The organism is Pseudomonas sp. 273 (genome assembly GCF_029201425.1).
Taxonomy (GTDB): Bacteria; Pseudomonadota; Gammaproteobacteria; order Pseudomonadales; family Pseudomonadaceae; genus Pseudomonas; species Pseudomonas delhiensis.
The window spans coordinates 1,975,650-1,991,030 of sequence record NZ_CP116775.1 but is presented as its reverse complement, the minus strand read 5'-3'; the positions used below and the strand labels follow the sequence as shown (position 1 = coordinate 1,991,030).

General features: G+C 68.1%; 17 protein-coding genes and 2 pseudogenes. 16 read left to right on the top strand and 3 right to left on the bottom strand.

Annotated features, from left to right (window positions below; translation table 11 throughout):
- Nucleotides 1-68 precede the first annotated feature (68 nt).
- The 4 genes from PKO50_RS09585 to PKO50_RS09570 are packed head-to-tail and all read left to right on the top strand — an operon-like array spanning nucleotide 69 to nucleotide 3,101.
- Nucleotides 69-1,094 (top strand): hypothetical protein, encoded by a 1,026-nt coding sequence (locus PKO50_RS09585; RefSeq protein ID WP_058072382.1) that lies wholly within the window; start codon nucleotides 69-71, stop codon nucleotides 1,092-1,094.
- Nucleotides 1,091-1,852 (top strand): PIG-L family deacetylase, encoded by a 762-nt coding sequence (locus tag PKO50_RS09580; protein WP_275629502.1) that lies wholly within the window; start codon nucleotides 1,091-1,093, stop codon nucleotides 1,850-1,852. Before PKO50_RS09585 ends, PKO50_RS09580 begins: the two co-directional genes overlap by 4 nt.
- Nucleotides 1,849-2,433, top strand: coding sequence for a class I SAM-dependent methyltransferase (locus PKO50_RS09575; protein WP_275629501.1), 585 nt, complete (start codon nucleotides 1,849-1,851; stop codon nucleotides 2,431-2,433). Before PKO50_RS09580 ends, PKO50_RS09575 begins: the two co-directional genes overlap by 4 nt.
- The gene (locus PKO50_RS09570) at nucleotides 2,430-3,101 is read left to right on the top strand and encodes a glycosyltransferase (RefSeq protein ID WP_058072385.1); all 672 of its coding nucleotides are present in this window, start codon (nucleotides 2,430-2,432) and stop codon (nucleotides 3,099-3,101) included. The genes PKO50_RS09575 and PKO50_RS09570 overlap by 4 nt, the downstream gene beginning before the upstream one ends.
- Before the next feature lie 55 nt (nucleotides 3,102-3,156).
- Here the strand turns inward: PKO50_RS09570 and PKO50_RS09565 are convergent, their stop codons facing one another.
- The 3 genes from PKO50_RS09565 to PKO50_RS09555 are packed head-to-tail and all read right to left on the bottom strand — an operon-like array spanning nucleotide 3,157 to nucleotide 3,963.
- Nucleotides 3,157-3,300 (bottom strand): PSPA7_2676 family Cys-rich small protein, encoded by a 144-nt coding sequence (locus PKO50_RS09565; protein ID WP_009619769.1) that lies wholly within the window; start codon nucleotides 3,298-3,300, stop codon nucleotides 3,157-3,159.
- 53 nt (nucleotides 3,301-3,353) lie between these two features.
- Nucleotides 3,354-3,596 carry a hypothetical protein gene (locus PKO50_RS09560; RefSeq protein ID WP_009619767.1) on the bottom strand — a complete coding sequence of 81 codons (243 nt, stop codon included), beginning with the start codon at nucleotides 3,594-3,596 and terminating at the stop codon, nucleotides 3,354-3,356.
- 28 nt (nucleotides 3,597-3,624) lie between these two features.
- Nucleotides 3,625-3,963 (bottom strand): hypothetical protein, encoded by a 339-nt coding sequence (locus PKO50_RS09555; RefSeq protein ID WP_275629500.1) that lies wholly within the window; start codon nucleotides 3,961-3,963, stop codon nucleotides 3,625-3,627.
- A gap of 173 nt (nucleotides 3,964-4,136) precedes the next feature.
- On the opposite strand from PKO50_RS09555, the gene PKO50_RS09550 reads away from it, so the two are divergent.
- The 12 genes and pseudogenes from PKO50_RS09550 (at nucleotide 4,137) to PKO50_RS09495 (ending at nucleotide 15,349) form a co-directional block, all read left to right on the top strand.
- Nucleotides 4,137-5,210: a flavodoxin family protein gene (locus PKO50_RS09550; RefSeq protein ID WP_275629499.1), complete on the top strand. Its 1,074-nt coding sequence runs from the start codon at nucleotides 4,137-4,139 to the stop codon at nucleotides 5,208-5,210.
- Nucleotides 5,211-5,699: 489 nt separating this feature from the next.
- A complete protein-coding gene (locus tag PKO50_RS09545; protein WP_275629498.1) occupies nucleotides 5,700-5,972 on the top strand; it encodes a DUF1652 domain-containing protein in 273 nt (90 codons plus the stop codon).
- A gap of 289 nt (nucleotides 5,973-6,261) precedes the next feature.
- The gene (locus tag PKO50_RS09540; RefSeq protein WP_275629497.1) at nucleotides 6,262-7,593 is read left to right on the top strand and encodes an erythromycin esterase family protein; all 1,332 of its coding nucleotides are present in this window, start codon (nucleotides 6,262-6,264) and stop codon (nucleotides 7,591-7,593) included.
- A gap of 2 nt (nucleotides 7,594-7,595) precedes the next feature.
- Nucleotides 7,596-8,252, top strand: a complete 657-nt coding sequence (locus PKO50_RS09535) for a phosphoribosyltransferase family protein (protein ID WP_275629496.1) — start codon at nucleotides 7,596-7,598, stop codon at nucleotides 8,250-8,252.
- A gap of 153 nt (nucleotides 8,253-8,405) precedes the next feature.
- A pseudogene (locus tag PKO50_RS09530) lies at nucleotides 8,406-8,561 on the top strand (general stress protein); the annotation flags it as partial.
- An 865-nt stretch (nucleotides 8,562-9,426) separates the two neighbouring features.
- Nucleotides 9,427-9,953: pseudogene (locus tag PKO50_RS09525) on the top strand (PilL N-terminal domain-containing protein).
- Nucleotides 9,950-10,615: a hypothetical protein gene (locus PKO50_RS09520; RefSeq protein ID WP_275629495.1), complete on the top strand. Its 666-nt coding sequence runs from the start codon at nucleotides 9,950-9,952 to the stop codon at nucleotides 10,613-10,615. Before PKO50_RS09525 ends, PKO50_RS09520 begins: the two are co-directional and overlap by 4 nt.
- Nucleotides 10,616-10,677: 62 nt before the next feature.
- Entirely contained in the window at nucleotides 10,678-11,331 is a 654-nt protein-coding gene (locus tag PKO50_RS09515; protein ID WP_275630452.1) for a TIGR03759 family integrating conjugative element protein, read from the top strand.
- Complete coding sequence (locus PKO50_RS09510) at nucleotides 11,316-11,897, top strand: transglycosylase SLT domain-containing protein (RefSeq protein ID WP_275629494.1); 582 nt, start codon at nucleotides 11,316-11,318, stop codon at nucleotides 11,895-11,897. The genes PKO50_RS09515 and PKO50_RS09510 overlap by 16 nt, the downstream gene beginning before the upstream one ends.
- Before the next feature lie 5 nt (nucleotides 11,898-11,902).
- Complete coding sequence (locus PKO50_RS09505; RefSeq protein ID WP_275630451.1) at nucleotides 11,903-12,421, top strand: integrating conjugative element protein; 519 nt, start codon at nucleotides 11,903-11,905, stop codon at nucleotides 12,419-12,421.
- Between the two features lie 10 nt (nucleotides 12,422-12,431).
- Nucleotides 12,432-14,603 carry a type IV conjugative transfer system coupling protein TraD gene (gene traD, locus PKO50_RS09500; protein ID WP_275629493.1) on the top strand — a complete coding sequence of 724 codons (2,172 nt, stop codon included), beginning with the start codon at nucleotides 12,432-12,434 and terminating at the stop codon, nucleotides 14,601-14,603.
- Nucleotides 14,600-15,349: a TIGR03747 family integrating conjugative element membrane protein gene (locus PKO50_RS09495; protein WP_275629492.1), complete on the top strand. Its 750-nt coding sequence runs from the start codon at nucleotides 14,600-14,602 to the stop codon at nucleotides 15,347-15,349. Before traD ends, PKO50_RS09495 begins: the two co-directional genes overlap by 4 nt.
- The last annotated feature ends 32 nt before the right edge of the window (nucleotides 15,350-15,381 follow it).

The following is a 15,381-nucleotide window of genomic DNA, read 5'->3' as shown; positions in this document are numbered from 1 at the left end:
CGGCGCTTGGTTTGAACCTCCGGCCTTGCCCGGCAGTCGGCTGGGAAACGACCTCCGCCGGAGCCGCCATGTCCCACGACCTGCCCACCGGCCTGCTGCAGGCCCTCGCCGACTTCGAACTCCCCCGCGACCTCAGCCGCCAGCCCGACACGCTGGGCCGGCGCCTGCGCGAGCTGTGCGCCGCCGGCCTCGACCAGTTGCCCCGCCCCGGCAGCGGCCGCACCCTGCAGCGCTGGCAGGCGCTGGCCACGGTGGCCGGCGCCGACCTGTCGCTGCTCAAGCTGTACGAAGGCCACACCGATGCCCTGGCGATCCTCGCCGAGCTGGCCCCCGAAGTGCCGCGGCGCCCCGGCGTCTGGGCGGTGTGGGCCGCCGACCCGCCAAGCCAGCGGGTACGCATCGAGGCGCGCCGGGGCGACGAGGTGCGCATCAGCGGGGTCAAGCCCTGGTGCTCCGGCGCCGCCCAGGTGGACCAGGCGCTGCTCAGCGTCCGGGACGAGAACCAGCGCCCGCAACTGGTGGCGGTGAGCCTGAAGCAGCCGGGCGTGCAGGTCGCCGAGGGCGGCTGGAACGCGGTGGGCATGGCCGCCACCGCCAGCGTCGAGGTCAGCTTCGCGGCAGCCGGGGCGCGTTGCGTGGGCGGGCCGCTGGCCTACCTGGAGCGCCCGGGCTTCTGGCACGGCGCGGCGGGCATCGCCGCCTGCTGGTATGGCGCGGCCAGCCGCCTGGCCAGTTACCTGCACCACGGCCACACCGACGACCCGCACGCCATGGCCCACCTGGGCGCGGTGGACGCCGCCCTGGCCGGCGCCGCCGGCGCGCTGCGCGAATGCGCCGGCTGGATCGACGGCAACCCCGACACCTGCGCCGAACTCGGCGCCCGCCGCGTGCGGGCCCAGGTCGAGGGTGCCGTGGAGGCGGTGCAATGGCACGTCGGCCACGCCCTGGGCGCCACGCCGTTCTGCCGCGACCAGCATTTCGCCCAGCTGGCCGCCGACCTGCCGGTGTTCCTGCGCCAGAGCCACGGCGAGCGCGACCTGGCCTTCCTCGGCCTGCGCCTGACCGCCCAGGCCGCCGAGGCCTGGGCGCTATGAGCGCGACGCAGGACCCGATAGCCGCAGCCGGCGCCGGCACCGACCCGCAGGCCTGGCGCGCCTGCCGGGCGCTGCAGCGCTTGCCGCGGATCACCCCGCGGGCCCTGCTGGGCGAAGGGCGCCTGGTGCTGGTGGCGCCGCACCCCGACGACGAGGTGCTCGGCTGCGGCGGCCTGCTCGCCAGCCTGGGCGACTGGGCCGGCGAGCTGCTTCTGGTGTCGGTCACCGATGGCGAGGCCAGCCACCCCGGCTCGTCCTGCTGGACGCGCGAACGCCTGCGCGAAGTGCGCCCGCAAGAGAGCCGCGAGGCCCTCGCCCGCCTCGGCCTGGACCTGTCGCGCCTGCACTGGCGGCGCCTGGGCATGGCCGACGGCCAGGTCGCTGCGGCCCCCCTCGACACCGCCCTGCGCGGCCTGCTGCGCCCCGGCGACAGGCTGCTCAGCACCTGGCGCCGCGACGGCCACCCGGACCACGAGCAGGTCGGCCTGGCCTGCGCGGCGGCGGCCACTGCCTGCGGCGCACGCCATTGCGAAGTGCCGATCTGGGCCTGGCACTGGGCCACCCCCGGCGACCCGCGCCTGCCCTGGGCGCGGGCCCGGCGCCTGGACCTGGACGCGCGCGCCCGGGGGCGCAAGCGCCGGGCCATCGCCGCCCACGCCAGCCAGCTGCAAGCGGACCCCGCCCATGGCGCCGGCCCCATCCTCGGCCCGCACCTGCTGGAAACCCTCAGCCAACCCTTCGAGGTGTACTTCCTGTGAGCCTGCCCGCCAGCCATTTCGAGGCGCTGTACGCCGACGATCCCGACCCCTGGGCCTTCCGCACCCGCTGGTACGAGCGGCGCAAGCGCGCGCTGCTGCTGGCCTGCCTGCCGCGCCCGCGCTTCGCCCGCGGCTTCGAGCCGGCCTGCGCCAACGGCGAACTGAGCATCGAGCTGGCCCAGCGCTGCGACGAACTGCTGTGCAGCGACCCCAGCGCCACCGCCGTCAGCCTGGCACGCCAGCGCCTGGCCAGCTGCGACCACGCCCGCGTGTGCCAGGGCGGCCTGCCGCAGGACTGGCCCGCCGGCCGTTTCGACCTGGTGGTGCTCAGCGAACTGGGCTACTACCTCGATCCGCAGTCCTGGCGCCTGGCCTGCGAACGCGCCGCCGCCAGCCTGGAGCGCGGCGCCGCGCTGGCGGCCTGCCACTGGCGCCATCCGATCCTGGGCTGCGAACTGGCCGGCGACGCCGTCCATGCCCTGCTCGCCGAGGCCATGGGCGCGCCGGCGCGGATCTGCCACCTGGAGCCGGACTTCCGCCTGGAGCTGTGGTTCGACGACAACGCCGGGGCCGCCCCGTGATCGGCGTGCTGGTGCCGGCGCACAACGAGGAACAGCGCCTGCGCGACTGCCTGTTGTCGCTGCTGGAAGCGGCGCGCCACCCGGCCCTGGCTGGCGAGCCGGTAGCCGTGCTGGCGGTGCTCGACAGTTGCACCGACGGCAGCGCGGCCATCGCCGCCGAACTGGGCGTGGCGGTGTTGCCGGTGAGCGCGCGCAACGTCGGCCAGGCCCGCCGCGCCGGCGCCCAGCACCTGCTGGGCCTGGGCGCGCGCTGGCTGGCCTGCACCGATGCCGACAGCCGCGTCGGCCCCGACTGGCTGGTGCGCCAGCTGGCCTTCGGCGCCGAGGCGGTGTGCGGCACGGTGTGCCTGGACGACTGGTCGGCCCATGCCCCCGAGGTGCGCGCGCGCTACCTGCGCCACTACCAGTCCCGCGAGGGCCACCGCCACGTGCACGGCGCCAACCTGGGCATCTGCGCCCTGGCCTATCGCCGCGCCGGCGGCTTCCGCCCACTGCCCTGCGACGAGGACGTGCACCTGGTGCGCGACCTGGAACGCTGCGGCGCGCGCATCGTCTGGACGCACCAGACCTGCGTGACCACCAGCGCCCGCCGCGACTACCGCGCCCACGGCGGTTTCGGCGCCTACCTGGAGAGCCTCGCCGAACTGCCGCTGGCGCAGGGCGAATGAGCCATCGCCGGCGCACCCGCGAGCGGCCGATCGCCCTCGAGCAGCGGTCAGGGGCTCAGGGCAGCTCGGCCGCGGCGGCGTAGCGGTGCGCGCCGCAGCGCCGGCAGCACTGGTGCAGCAGGCGCTCGTGGCCCACTTCCAGCACCTCCCGGCCTTCCCACTCGCAGCCCCTGAGCAGGCACAACAGGGCGGACTTCATGCCGACGGCTCCCCTGCCCGGGACGGCTTGCAAGGTTTCATCACGCGCCAGCCTCAGGCCACGCCATCCAGGGCGCCGGCCTGCCAGCCGTCGCCGGGGCCGGGTTCGCCCTCGCAGGGCGTCAGCGGGACGATGCGCAGTTCGGTGATGTCCGCCGGGTTGCTGTCCGAATGCAGGCTTTCCAGCTGGAAGCGCGCCTGGTCGGGAGTCAGGTTGCCGCTGGGGGCATCCACCTCGTGGGAGCAGGGCTGGCCTTCGAGTTCGTAATGGATGCGAAAGCGCGGGGGCTGCGCCATGGTCGTGTTCCTCCGGTCGGGGGCTGGGTCAGTCGTCGAAACGCTTGAGCTGCTCGTCGGTGGGCGCCAGCGGGTCCTCGCCGGCGTTGCCGGCCTGGGCCAGGGTGTGGCTGCAGTGTTCCAGGCGCGCGGCCAGGCCGCGCAGGTCGGCGGCCAGGCGCTGTAGTTCGTCGCCGGGCTCCAGCACCAGGCCCTTCAGCCGGCAGTGCCCCCGCAGGCCGCGCCAGGCCAGCAGCAGGCCCAGTGGCGCCAGGGCCAGGGGGCGCGTGCCGCGCAGCGCCAGGCCGGCGACGGCCAGGCCCGCGCCGAGGGAAAGGCTGCGCTCCCAGTCGGCGAGGTCGCCGGCGATTGGCGGTTCTCGGTTCATGTCCGGTCCTCCGTGGTGCGTGGTCTCCGGCTGACCGGCGCCCCGGACCAAGGTTCAGCCGCGGTCGCCGACCGGCAGCGCTGGCGCCGCCGGGGCATCGGCCTTGAACTCGGCGCGCGCTACGGCCTCGCACCTGCATGAGCCTTTGCACAGCAGGCCCCGAGGAGGCGCCCATGACCATCCAGCCACGGCTCGGCGAGGCCCCGCCGAAACTCGACCGCCAGGCCTTCGCCGAACGCTTCCGCGAGCGCTTCACCGACCCGGCCTACCGCGCCGAGGACACCGCCATCGCGCGCCTGGAGGAAATCGCCTGGCAGGCTTACCAGGCCGGGCGCAAGGCCCCGGTCACCCAGCGCGCCGGGCCGGGCTACGCCGACCCCGACTACCAACTGGCCCGGGACTGGCTCGACGCCCACGCGGCCATCGATGCCGCCGAGCGTCAGCGCCGGGAGCCGGGGCGGCCACCGCGGGTGCTGCTGGTCACGGGCTCGGCGCGCAACGACGGCAGTTGCCCCGGCGAGCTGTCCAAGACCTGGCGCCTGGCCAGGCAGGCGCAGCAGGAACTGGACGCCGCCGGCTGCGAGACCGACCTGCTGGACCTGAGCCTGCTCACCTCCGGGTACGGCCGGCGCATTTTCCCCTGCAAGGGTTGCGTGTCCACCGCCATGCCGCTGTGCCACTGGCCCTGCAGCTGCTACCCCAACCACGCGCTGGACCAGGTGGGCGACGCCATGAACGCCATCTACCCGCGCTGGGTGGCGGCCGACGGCGTGCTGCTGCTCACCCCGGTGTACTGGTACCAGGCGCCCGGCCCGCTGAAGCTGATGATCGACCGGCTGGTCTGCGCCGATGGCGGCAACCCCGACCCCACCTCCACACACGGCAAGGACGCCGGACGCGCCAAGCAGCTGGAGCTGGACGGCTGGCCCTACCCCAAGCACCTGGCCGGGCGCGCCTACGGCGTGGTGGTGCACGGCGACGTGGCCGGCATCGAGGCGGTGAAGCACGCGCTGTGCGACTGGCTGGACTGGATGGGCCTGGTGGCCGCCGGGCAGATGGCGCGCCTGGAGCGCTACATCGGCTACTACCGGCCCTATGCGAGCAGCCACGAGGCCTTGGATGCTGACCTGGCGTTGCAGGAGGAAGTACGCAACGTTGCCCGGGCGCTGGTCGAAGCCGCGCGGCAATTGCGTGCGGGCAGGCTGTCGCAGCCCGATGCGGGGCTGGGGAATCCGCGGCCGAAATGAGCCGGAGACGTCGGGTTTGGGCGTAGTGCGCCGCTCCGAGTGTTCGGATGTTTCTCTGTCCGCGATTGGACTCACCGGCCCCCCGGAGGCACGAACAGCTCCCTCTCCCGCTTGCGGGAGAGGGCTGGGGTGAGGGCGCTCTTAAACCCCGACACCCGGAAAACGCCATATCTCCGAACAATGGTTTGCCCCCGCACCGAGGCGCTCTCCGCAGGATGGGTTGAGCTTGCGATGCCCATGCGGTTGCGCTGATGGGTATCGCTTCGCTCAACACCATCCTACGAAAAGCCATGCCCGCTCATGCGCCAGGGCGCCGTCCGCAAGTTGAAATCCCACACCCCGTATAAGAAAAAGTTATAACAACGCTTCGCCAGCCAGCTACCGTTCATTTCCTGACGTCGGCTTTTCGGCGTGAGCGGGGCGGTTGCCCCTGCCCTGCAACGATGTGCAGGCACGCCTGATCGAATCGACAACCCGGAGTCCCGCTGAATGCAAACCTACCTGCAGGCCAAACGCATCCTCGAAGACAGCTTTGCGCCCTATGGCTGCCGCTGCACCCTGGAGGCGGATGGTTCGATGACCGTGCAACTGCTCGCACCCAACTCCATCGAAGTGGAACTGACCGTGCCGAAGATCCCCCGGCAGGACTGGAACAGCCTGCGCGCCGTGGCGAAGCTGGCCCTGGAGCTGCGCCAGACGCTGGACATGGCGGTGCTGCAGAAGGACCAGCCGGCCTCGCCCATGCGCCTGCTGGCCGGCTAGGGATTTTTCGAGTCTTCGCCGGGGGCGCCGGTCACTTCGGGAAACCCCAGCCTGGAGGCCGGCCACGGGCGCTCCCCTGCCCTGGCATTTCCGCGCCTTGCGCATCCTGTTCGGCCTGCTGGCGCTCGCCCTGGGGCGAGGTCGCCACGGTGGACCTGGGCCACGGCTCCCGGGGCACCCGCCAGGGCGACTGGACGCTGGCCTTCGCCCTGCCGCCGCAGTGAAAACCTGAACGCCCGCCCCGCGGCCTTCTCAAAAGCAGAATGAACCACGGGACGAGGTACGCAGCATGACTTCCTTCGCCAGCGAAGCCGAGCGCGAACGCCTGGTCGAGTGCCTGCGCCACGCCGCCGAGCCGCTGCCCGAGCCGGACGCGGCGACCTTCGGCGGCTTCTTCTCGCGCTACGCCGACGGCCGGGTGGTGCTGATCGGCGAGGCCAGCCACGGCAGCGCCGAATTCTACCGGGCGCGGGCCGCCATCACCCGCCAGCTGATCGAGCGGCACGGCTTCAACATGGTCGCCATCGAGGGCGACTGGCCGGACGCGGCGCGCCTGGACCGCCATGTCCGCGACTACCCCGGCCAGCCCGGCGAGGGCGCGGCCTTCGCCCGCTTCCCCAGCTGGATGTGGCGCAACCGCGAGGTGCTCGACTTCGTCCACTGGCTGCGCCGCCACAACGCCGGCCTGCCCATCGCCGAACGCGTGGAATTCCGCGGCCTGGACATCTACAGCCTGCGCGCCTCCATGGCCGCGGTGCTGCTGTACCTGGAAAGCCACGACCCGCCCCGCGCCCGCGAAGCCCGCGAGCGCTACGCCTGCCTCACGCCCTGGCAGGACGACCCGGCCGCCTACGGCGCGCAGGCGCAATGGGGCGACGGGGACACCTGCGAGGCGGCGGTGGTCGAGCAGCTCAACGACCTGCTGGTGGCCCGCCTGGAAAGCCTGGACGGCGGCGAGGGCCTGTTCGACGCCGCGCAGAACGCCCGGGTGGTGCGCGCCGCCGAGCAGTATTATCGGCTGATGTACCGCGCCAGCGTCTCCAGCTGGAACCTGCGCGACAACCACATGTTCGATACCCTCAAGCAACTGCTGCGCCACCGCGGCCGCGAGGCCCGCGCGGTGGTCTGGGCGCACAACTCGCACATCGGCGACGCCTCGGCCACCGCCATGGGCTGGCGCGGCGAGTTCAACCTCGGCCAGCTGTGCCGCATCGCCTGGGGCGACGCGGCGGTACTGCTGGGCATGGGCACCGACCGCGGCGAGGTGGCCGCGGCCGACGACTGGAACGGCCCGCTGCGCATCCAGCAGGTGCGCCCGGCGCTGGAGGACAGCTGGGAACGCTGCTTCGCCCGCACCGGCATGGCCGCCTCGCTGACCGACTGGCGCGGCGCCGGGCACGCGGCGCTGCGCACCCGGCTCTCCAGCACGCTGCTGCAGCGCGCCATCGGCGTGATCTACCGGCCGGCCAGCGAGCGCCGCAGCCACTACTACGAGGCGGTGCTGGGCGAGCAGTTCGACGCCTACCTGTGGTTCGCCCGGACCACCGCCGTCACCCCGTTGCAGCGCGGCGCCGGCGACGCGGCGCAGGGCGCGGCGGACACCTTCCCCTTCGGAGTCTGACCATGAACGCATTCGACGACCGCCGGTATGCCGGCAAGGCCCTGGCCGAGGCGCTGCGCGACCGGCCCATGCACGAGCCGCTGCTGCTGGCCCTGCCCCGTGGCGGCGTGCCGGTGGCCTACGAAATCTCCCTGGCCCTGCAATACCCGCTGGAACTGCTGCTGGTGCGCAAGATCGGCGCGCCGAGCCACGAGGAATACGCCGTGGGCGCCGTGGTGGAGGGCGACCCGCCCAGGTGGGTGAAGGACGAGGACCTGCTGCGACAACTGCATGTGGCGCCCGGCTGGTTCGAGCAGCGCCTGGCCGAACAGCTGCAGGAAATCGAGCGCCGCCGCGCCCGCTATAGCGGACGGCAGCCGCTGGCGTCACGCCGTGGCCGCGACCTGATCCTGGTGGACGACGGCCTGGCCACCGGCAACAGCGTGCGCGCGGCGCTGCAGGCCCTGCGCGAGGACGCCCCGCGGCGGATCATCCTCGCCGTGCCCGTGGGGCCGCCGGCCACCGTGGAGAAACTGCGGCCGCTGGTGGACGAGCTGGTGTGCCTGCTGACGCCGGCGGATTTCCATAGCGTCGGCCACTACTACCGGGACTTCCACCAGCTCGACGACCAGGAGGTCATCGACCTGCTCGGCCCTTCCCGGGCGTCTGCCGGCGCCTGATCCGGCGGGGCTGCGCCCGGGTTTCAACCACTGGCGAAACTTCTTCGAACCATTCCCCGCCGATGCCTTCCCAGTAACGGTGTGGGCCGACTGGCGGCCCACTCAATGGATGCGATGCATCCGAGGAGCACTTTCATGACTTCCAAAAACACCAACCCCGGCAACTTCGCCAACGATCGCGAAAAAGCCTCCGAGGCAGGGAAGAAAGGCGGTCAGCAAAGTGGCGGCAACTTCGCCAACGACCGTGAGAAAGCCTCCGAAGCCGGCCGCAAGGGCGGGCAACATAGCCATGGAGGCGGGCGCAGCTAAGCCCTCACCCGGTGGAGCCTTTGGCTCCACCGGGGACCCGGCTGGACCACATGCCCGAGCTTTGCAGCGAAAAGCATTTTGAAAGCAAACAGCAATTTGGCCGTGGACTTTCCAGATGGTCCATCGCTTCCGCTGGCGCGTCCTGCACGAAACACATCCACTACGCCGCGGGCTGTATGCCTCCCGGGTCATGGCTCATTCCTCCTGAGACTTTTCGCTCAATGGACAAAGCCCTGTTCGCGGGCCCGGCACTGTCAACTTTCGCGGCCGTTTCGCCGACGTCTGGTAAAGCTTTCACACTTTCGGCGTCGCTAGTCATGTTGGCAAAGCTGGTGTCTTAGACCTACATCCGTGTCTCCCCTTCTGGTGGAGCCCCAGGCTGTTCGCCACGAATTTTCGCAGCTCAACTTCCCACAGTTACTCTCGATACTCCTCAGCATCTCGCTCGGTGTCCCGCCCCATTGATCCAGTACCCTGCGGTCGCATCTTCACGACAGCGTAGGCTGTCTCGTCGCAGCCACGACCGGAAGTGTCCACAAACAGGACAGGGCTGGGGTACTCGGCCATATCGCTCACCACTCACATGGGGTGGTAGAAGCGGTCGCCAGTCATGCATGACGTACTCAGGGCCTGACGACCAGACCACCTCAGCCGAGTTGACCTCTGCCGGATCAGTAGTGCACGGTGCTGCGGCAACTGTGCGTGCCAGTTCCATGGTGGACCAGTCCCTATAGAGCTTCAGGCTCATCACCGTCATCTCATGCTCAGTCAGCAGGAAAGCCGCGACGCGGCGAATCCGTTAGTTTGCGGACGCGGCTTTCCGAAATGGCGATGGTCTTGGCTCGATATTGCCAAGGGTCGTCCCATGCACGCCTACGTCTACCGCCCATGTCTTCTGTTGCTGGTCGCGTTCGTCGTAGGCTGCACGACCACCCCGCCTGAGCCACCCGCTGCCGCGAAGATCAACGAGCAAGCCCAGGCTCCCGGCGACGTCCCGGTGGTGCGCTACGGCCGCTACACCCTGGTCGAACTGGCGCCAACGGCTGCACAACAGGACCTCTTGCAGCAAGTGGTCGACCTCCGCATCCCCGACACACTGCATGCCAGTGTCGGTGACGGCCTACGGTATGCATTGCTCCGCTCCGGCTACCAGCTCTGCAACACGAGCGAAACCCACCTCTTGGACAGCCTGCCGTTGCCGGCACCGCACTATCACCTGGGCCCCTCCCCCTACGCGAGGCGCTGCTGACTCTGGTCGGCCCTGCTTGGTCGATGCATGCCGACGACAGTACCCGCCACGTCTGCTTCACCCACGCGAATCAGTCAGGAAAACCTGCTGCCCAGGTAACTCCCAGCGCTCCATCGGCATCAGCCATGGAGACGCGACCATGATCCTGCCAAGACCAGAACAGCGCCGTCCTCTCCGGCTGATGGACATGATCGCGGTCATCTGGCTGTTGTCGCTCACCACGGTCCTGGGGATCGAACACAGGACGCAGGCTCGACTCGCTGCACAGCTCAATACGCGCGCTACGGCACAGCAGGTCGAGGCGTTGCATCAGCAAGTAGCCCACCTCAGCCAACTGATCGACGAGTATCAACCGCCGTCGGATGTTCTTTCCCTATCCCGTTACGAAGCAGACAGCCAGGCCTTCGGACAGCGGCTGAGAATCCTTGAGAAATCACTCGACGGTCACTCCGCAGCAGAAAGCCTGCTGCCATTGCAGGCCCGCCTTGAGCAGTTGGAGGGACAGCTGGCTGCACAACGCGCCACGCCTCCAGTCGTAGTCCAGCACCATCGGCCAGCTCCGGCCAAACCACGGAAGTCCAAAGCGCCGTTCCAGATAGTTGGCCTCGAGCAACGAGCGGGCGAGCAGTTCCTTCTTCTGCTCCCGATCAACACGTCAAACGACAGTCTCACTCAACTACAGCTGCTGCATCCCGGTGAGGAAGAAGCGGGCTGGCGGCTGGAGGGCATCGAAGGCAGCACCGCCCTCTTTCGACATGGCGACGACACCCGACGCCTGCCGATCCCCACCGAGCCCACCCAATGAACCACTGGGACAGCGTTTCCCGGGTGATTGCCGGCCTGCTGGTCTGCGGACTGGTGCTGGGTATGGATAGCCGGACGTCCCCCACCCATGACAGCCGTGAACGACCAACACTGACCGAGACCAGCGGCGAGCAGCAGGCCCGTGACTGGGGACTTAGCACGGACGAGTGGGCACGTTTCCAGGCCCTGATGCGTGGTCCCCTGGGCGTCTACTCCCCTCACCTGGATCCGCTCTCTGCTCTCGGCATCGAAGCGCGCTCCGACGAAGAGCGGCGCCACTATGCCGAACTTCAGGTCCAGGCCGAAGCTCGCCGGGTCGAGAAGCTGCTCACCTATCAGCACGCCTATGACGACGCCTGGCAACAGCTATATCCGGCCGCGTCACGGGTGATGCCACTCGACGTCAACACTATGCCTATTGCCTCGTCCACCAATGAGCGAGCCGCCGTGTTCGTCAAGGACGAGTGCCCGGCCTGCGATCAGGTCGTGCGCCAGTTGCAGGCTGCAGGCATGGAGTTCGACATCTACCTCGTCGGTAGCCATGCCGACGACGCTCAGATCCGCTCCTGGGCACAGCGCGTAGGCGTCGATCCGAGCAAAGTGCGCGCCCGCCACATCACCCTCAACCACGATGCCGGTCGCTGGTTGCTACTCGGTCAGCCCGGTGAACTACCCGCCGTACTGCACCAGGTGAATGGACAATGGCAGCGGCAATAGAACGTTCGCCATGGGCCATCTGCGTGCTGCTCGTCTGTCTTCTGGCTGCCGACGCCCAAGCCCTGGAGGCACCACCACCGGCTTACCAGATCGCCGCGCAGCAGGCCGGCATCCCCTCCGTCGTGCTGTATGCCATTGCCCTACAGGAGAGCGGTACCTGGCTCAACGAACGTCTGGTGCCCTGGCCGTGGACGCTGAATATTGCTGGCAGGGCCTATCGCTATGCGCATCAGGCCGCAGCCTGCTCCGGGCTCCAGCAGGCCCTGCAACACACCTCGCCAACTCGCATCGATGCCGGCCTGGGCCAGATCAATCTGGGTCACCAGCAACAGCGCTACCAGCATCCCTGCGAGCTTCTGGATCCGTACCGCAACCTCGCCATCGCCGCCGAAATCCTGCGCGAGCAGCACACCCCAGGACAGGACTGGCTGATCACGATCGGACGCTACCACCGCCCCGCCGGCGGTGCACCCGCCACCCATTATCGGCAGAGCGTCGGCCTGCACCTGGCCCGGGTACTTGGCGATGCCCAGCTCGCCTCGGCCCTCCATGGAGATCGGCCGTGAAGTTCTTGCTCGCTACGACCCTCCTTGCCCTCGCCACTACCTCAAACGGCGATCACACAGCCAAGTCTCTGATCGTCGCCGAAGACCGCGGCGGCATCTCTGCACTCCCCTACTACGAGGCCCTGGATCTCCAATCACGCCCGGAAGAACCAGCGCAGGAAATCGAAGCGCCTCCCGTACCCACTGACTCTTTCAGCGAAGCCGACATGCTGCCTGTGCAGTCGACGTTGCTGACACCAGGTCCAGTAGAACGGCGAGTGATCCAGGCCCCAGGGCTACCGCCTCTTTTCATCATCGGCAACGACGAGCGCTCGCACACCTGGCTTCGTCGGCATGCCGGCCGCCTGAAGGCACTCGGCGCCGTGGGGCTGGTAGTCAATGTCCAGAGCCCCGCCGATCTGGCAGCGCTGCGAGCCCTGGCCCCAGAGCTCCAACTGGCCCCGACGCCCGGCGACGATCTGGCACAACGCCTGGGGCTGCGCCACTACCCGGCCTTGATCACCTCGACCGGGATCGAGCAGTGACCTATTCGCCATGGCACAGGCCTATGCGATAGAGGTGCTGCTGCGGCCAGCCGTAGAGCTGTATTCCGTCGCGGTTTGCGCAGGTGCCGCCGCGTTGTGTCTGGTAGCCCCTTGGTCATTGGCGCTGACCCCGTCGCTGGGCCTGGGTAGCGCGCTGGCTTTCCTGGTGTTCGGCAGCATCCGCCTGCGCGAAGCGCTGGTGATTCTCCGTTATCGCCGCAATCTCCGTCGCCTACCACGCTACGTCATGACCAGCCGCGAAGTACCGGTCAGTCAGCAACGCCTGTTCATCGGTCGGGGCTTTCGCTGGGAGCAACGCCACACCCACCGGCTGATGCAAACCTACCGACCGGAGTTTCGCCACTACGTCGAACCCTCCGCGACGTACAACCTGGCCCGTCGCCTGGAGGAGCGCCTGGAGTTCGCGCCCTTCCCAGTGTCCTGTCTAGCCAGGCTCACAGGCTGGGACAGCCCCTTCAACCCCGTGCGACCGCTGCCTCCAGTCGGCGGCCTGCCACGGCTACACGGCATCGAACCTCACGAATCCGATGTCAGCCTGCCGCTGGCCGAACGTGTCGGGCAGACCCTGGTGCTGGGCTCGACGCGCGTCGGCAAGACCAGACTCGCCGAATTGCTCATCACCCAGGACATCCGCCGGCGCAATACCGATGGCGAGTTCGAGCCGGTGATCGTCTTCGATCCCAAAGGCGATGGGGACTTACTCAAACGGATGTACGTGGAAGCCAAGCGCGCCGGCCGCGAAGGTGAGTTCTACATGTTCCACCTCGGCTGGCCGAACCTCTCGGCGCGTTATAACGCCGTGGGGCGTTTTGGCCGCATTTCGGAAGTGGCCACCCGCATCGCCGGGCAGCTTTCGGGTGAAGGCAACTCGGCCGCATTCCGGGAGTTTGCCTGGCGTTTCGTCAACATCATCGCCCGCGCGCTGGTCGAGTTGGGCCAACGACCCGACTACCTGCTGATCCAGCGGCACGTGGTCAACATCGATGCCCTGTTCATCGAGTACGCCGCCCACTATTTCGCCCGCACCGAGCCCAAGGCCTGGGAGATCATCGTCCAGATCGAGGGCCGGCTGAACGACAAGAACACCCCGCGCAACATGATCGGCCGGGAGAAGCGCGTGGTCGCCCTGGAACAGTACCTGTCGCAGGTCCGGGTATATGACTCCGTGCTCGACGGCCTGCGTAGCGCAGTCAGGTACGACCGCACCTACTTCGACAAGATTGTTGCAAGCCTCCTACCACTCCTCGAGAAGCTGACCACCGGCAAGATCGCCCAACTCCTTGCGCCAGACTATGCCGACCTCGCGGACCCAAGGCCGATCTTCGACTGGATGCAGATCGTGCGCCAACGCGCGGTGGTCTATGTCGGCCTCGATGCGCTCTCTGACGCGGAGGTTGCCGCAGCCGTCGGCAACTCGATGTTCGCCGACCTGGTGTCGGTAGCTGGGCACATCTACAAATTCGGCATCGACGATGGCTTACCAGGCGGAGGTAACAGCAGTACGTTGCCGATCAACATCCACGCGGATGAGTTCAACGAACTGATGGGTGATGAGTTCATTCCGCTGATCAACAAGGGGGGCGGAGCCGGGCTGCGGGTCACGGCCTACACCCAGACACTCTCGGACATCGAGGCGCGCATCGGCAGCCGTGCCAAAGCAGGCCAAACGATCGGCAATTTCAACAACCTGGTCATGCTGCGGGTACGGGAAACCGCCACCGCCGAGTTACTGACCAAGCAATTACCCAAGGTTGACGTCTACACCACCACCCTGGTCAGCGGCGCTACCGACAGCTCCGACATCCATGGCTCGACGGCCTTCACCTCCACCGCCCAGGACCGTGTCACCACTTCGAGCGTTCCCCTGATCGAACCGGCGCATCTGGTCAGCTTGCCGAAGGGCCAAGCGTTCGCCCTTCTGCAAGGCGGTCAGTTGTGGAAGATTCGCATGCCACTGCCGACCCCCGATCCGGACGAGACCATTCCGGCGGACCTACAGGAACTCGCAGGCTACATGCGACAGCACTATGCCGAAGCGGGTGAATGGTGGAGTAGCCAGGAGCTGCCAGGCCTTCAAGAGGGCCCACTGCCTGATGACCTGCTCGAAGGCGTTTCTCCCTCAGCCAGTGCCGACAAGGGCAACGACGAGGCCCGGCCATGAGGGACCCAGCCGCTACCGCACAACGTCAACAGATCAAGCAGCAGAGCCTGGTCGTCAATACCATCACCCTGCCGTTACGTATGCTCGGTGTACTGACGGGGTCGCTGCTGCTGTCCATCGTCATCGAATGCGTGGGCATGTACTGCTTCTGGCCGGACCAAGGCTGGCACCACGCCCAGCACATGCTGGACTACGAGTTGGAACAGTTGTCCAGCCAGTTCACCCACAGTCTGGTTATCCAAGAGCCAGGCCGCACAGCACAGTGGGTCATCAATGGCGCCTACGAATGGCTCTTCGTGAAAACAGGCCTGCTCGAATGGATGGAGCACGTCTCGGTACGCGCTCGCGTCCCCAGCCAGGGCGAGGCGCGCGATTTTCACTATTATTTGGGCCAACTCTATCGCTTGACGGAAAGCTACCTGATCGCCGCGGGGTTCACCGTGCTCACCTTCCTGGTGCGATTACTGGTACTGATCCTGACGCTGCCGCTGTTCGTCATGGCAGCCTTCGTCGGTTTCGTGGATGGATTGGTACGGCGCGACATCCGCAAGTTCGGCGCTGGTCATGAGTCCGGCTTCGTCTATCACCGCGCCAAGGCCGCACTGACGCCGATTGCGGTGATGCCGTGGATCATCTACCTGATGCTGCCCATCAGCGTTCACCCACTGCTGATACTGCTGCCGAGTGCAGCGCTGCTTGGCGCGGTGGTCTGTATTACCGCGAGCAGTTTCAAGAAACATTTGTGAGTGCATCACCTATACATTTACATCCCTATCCC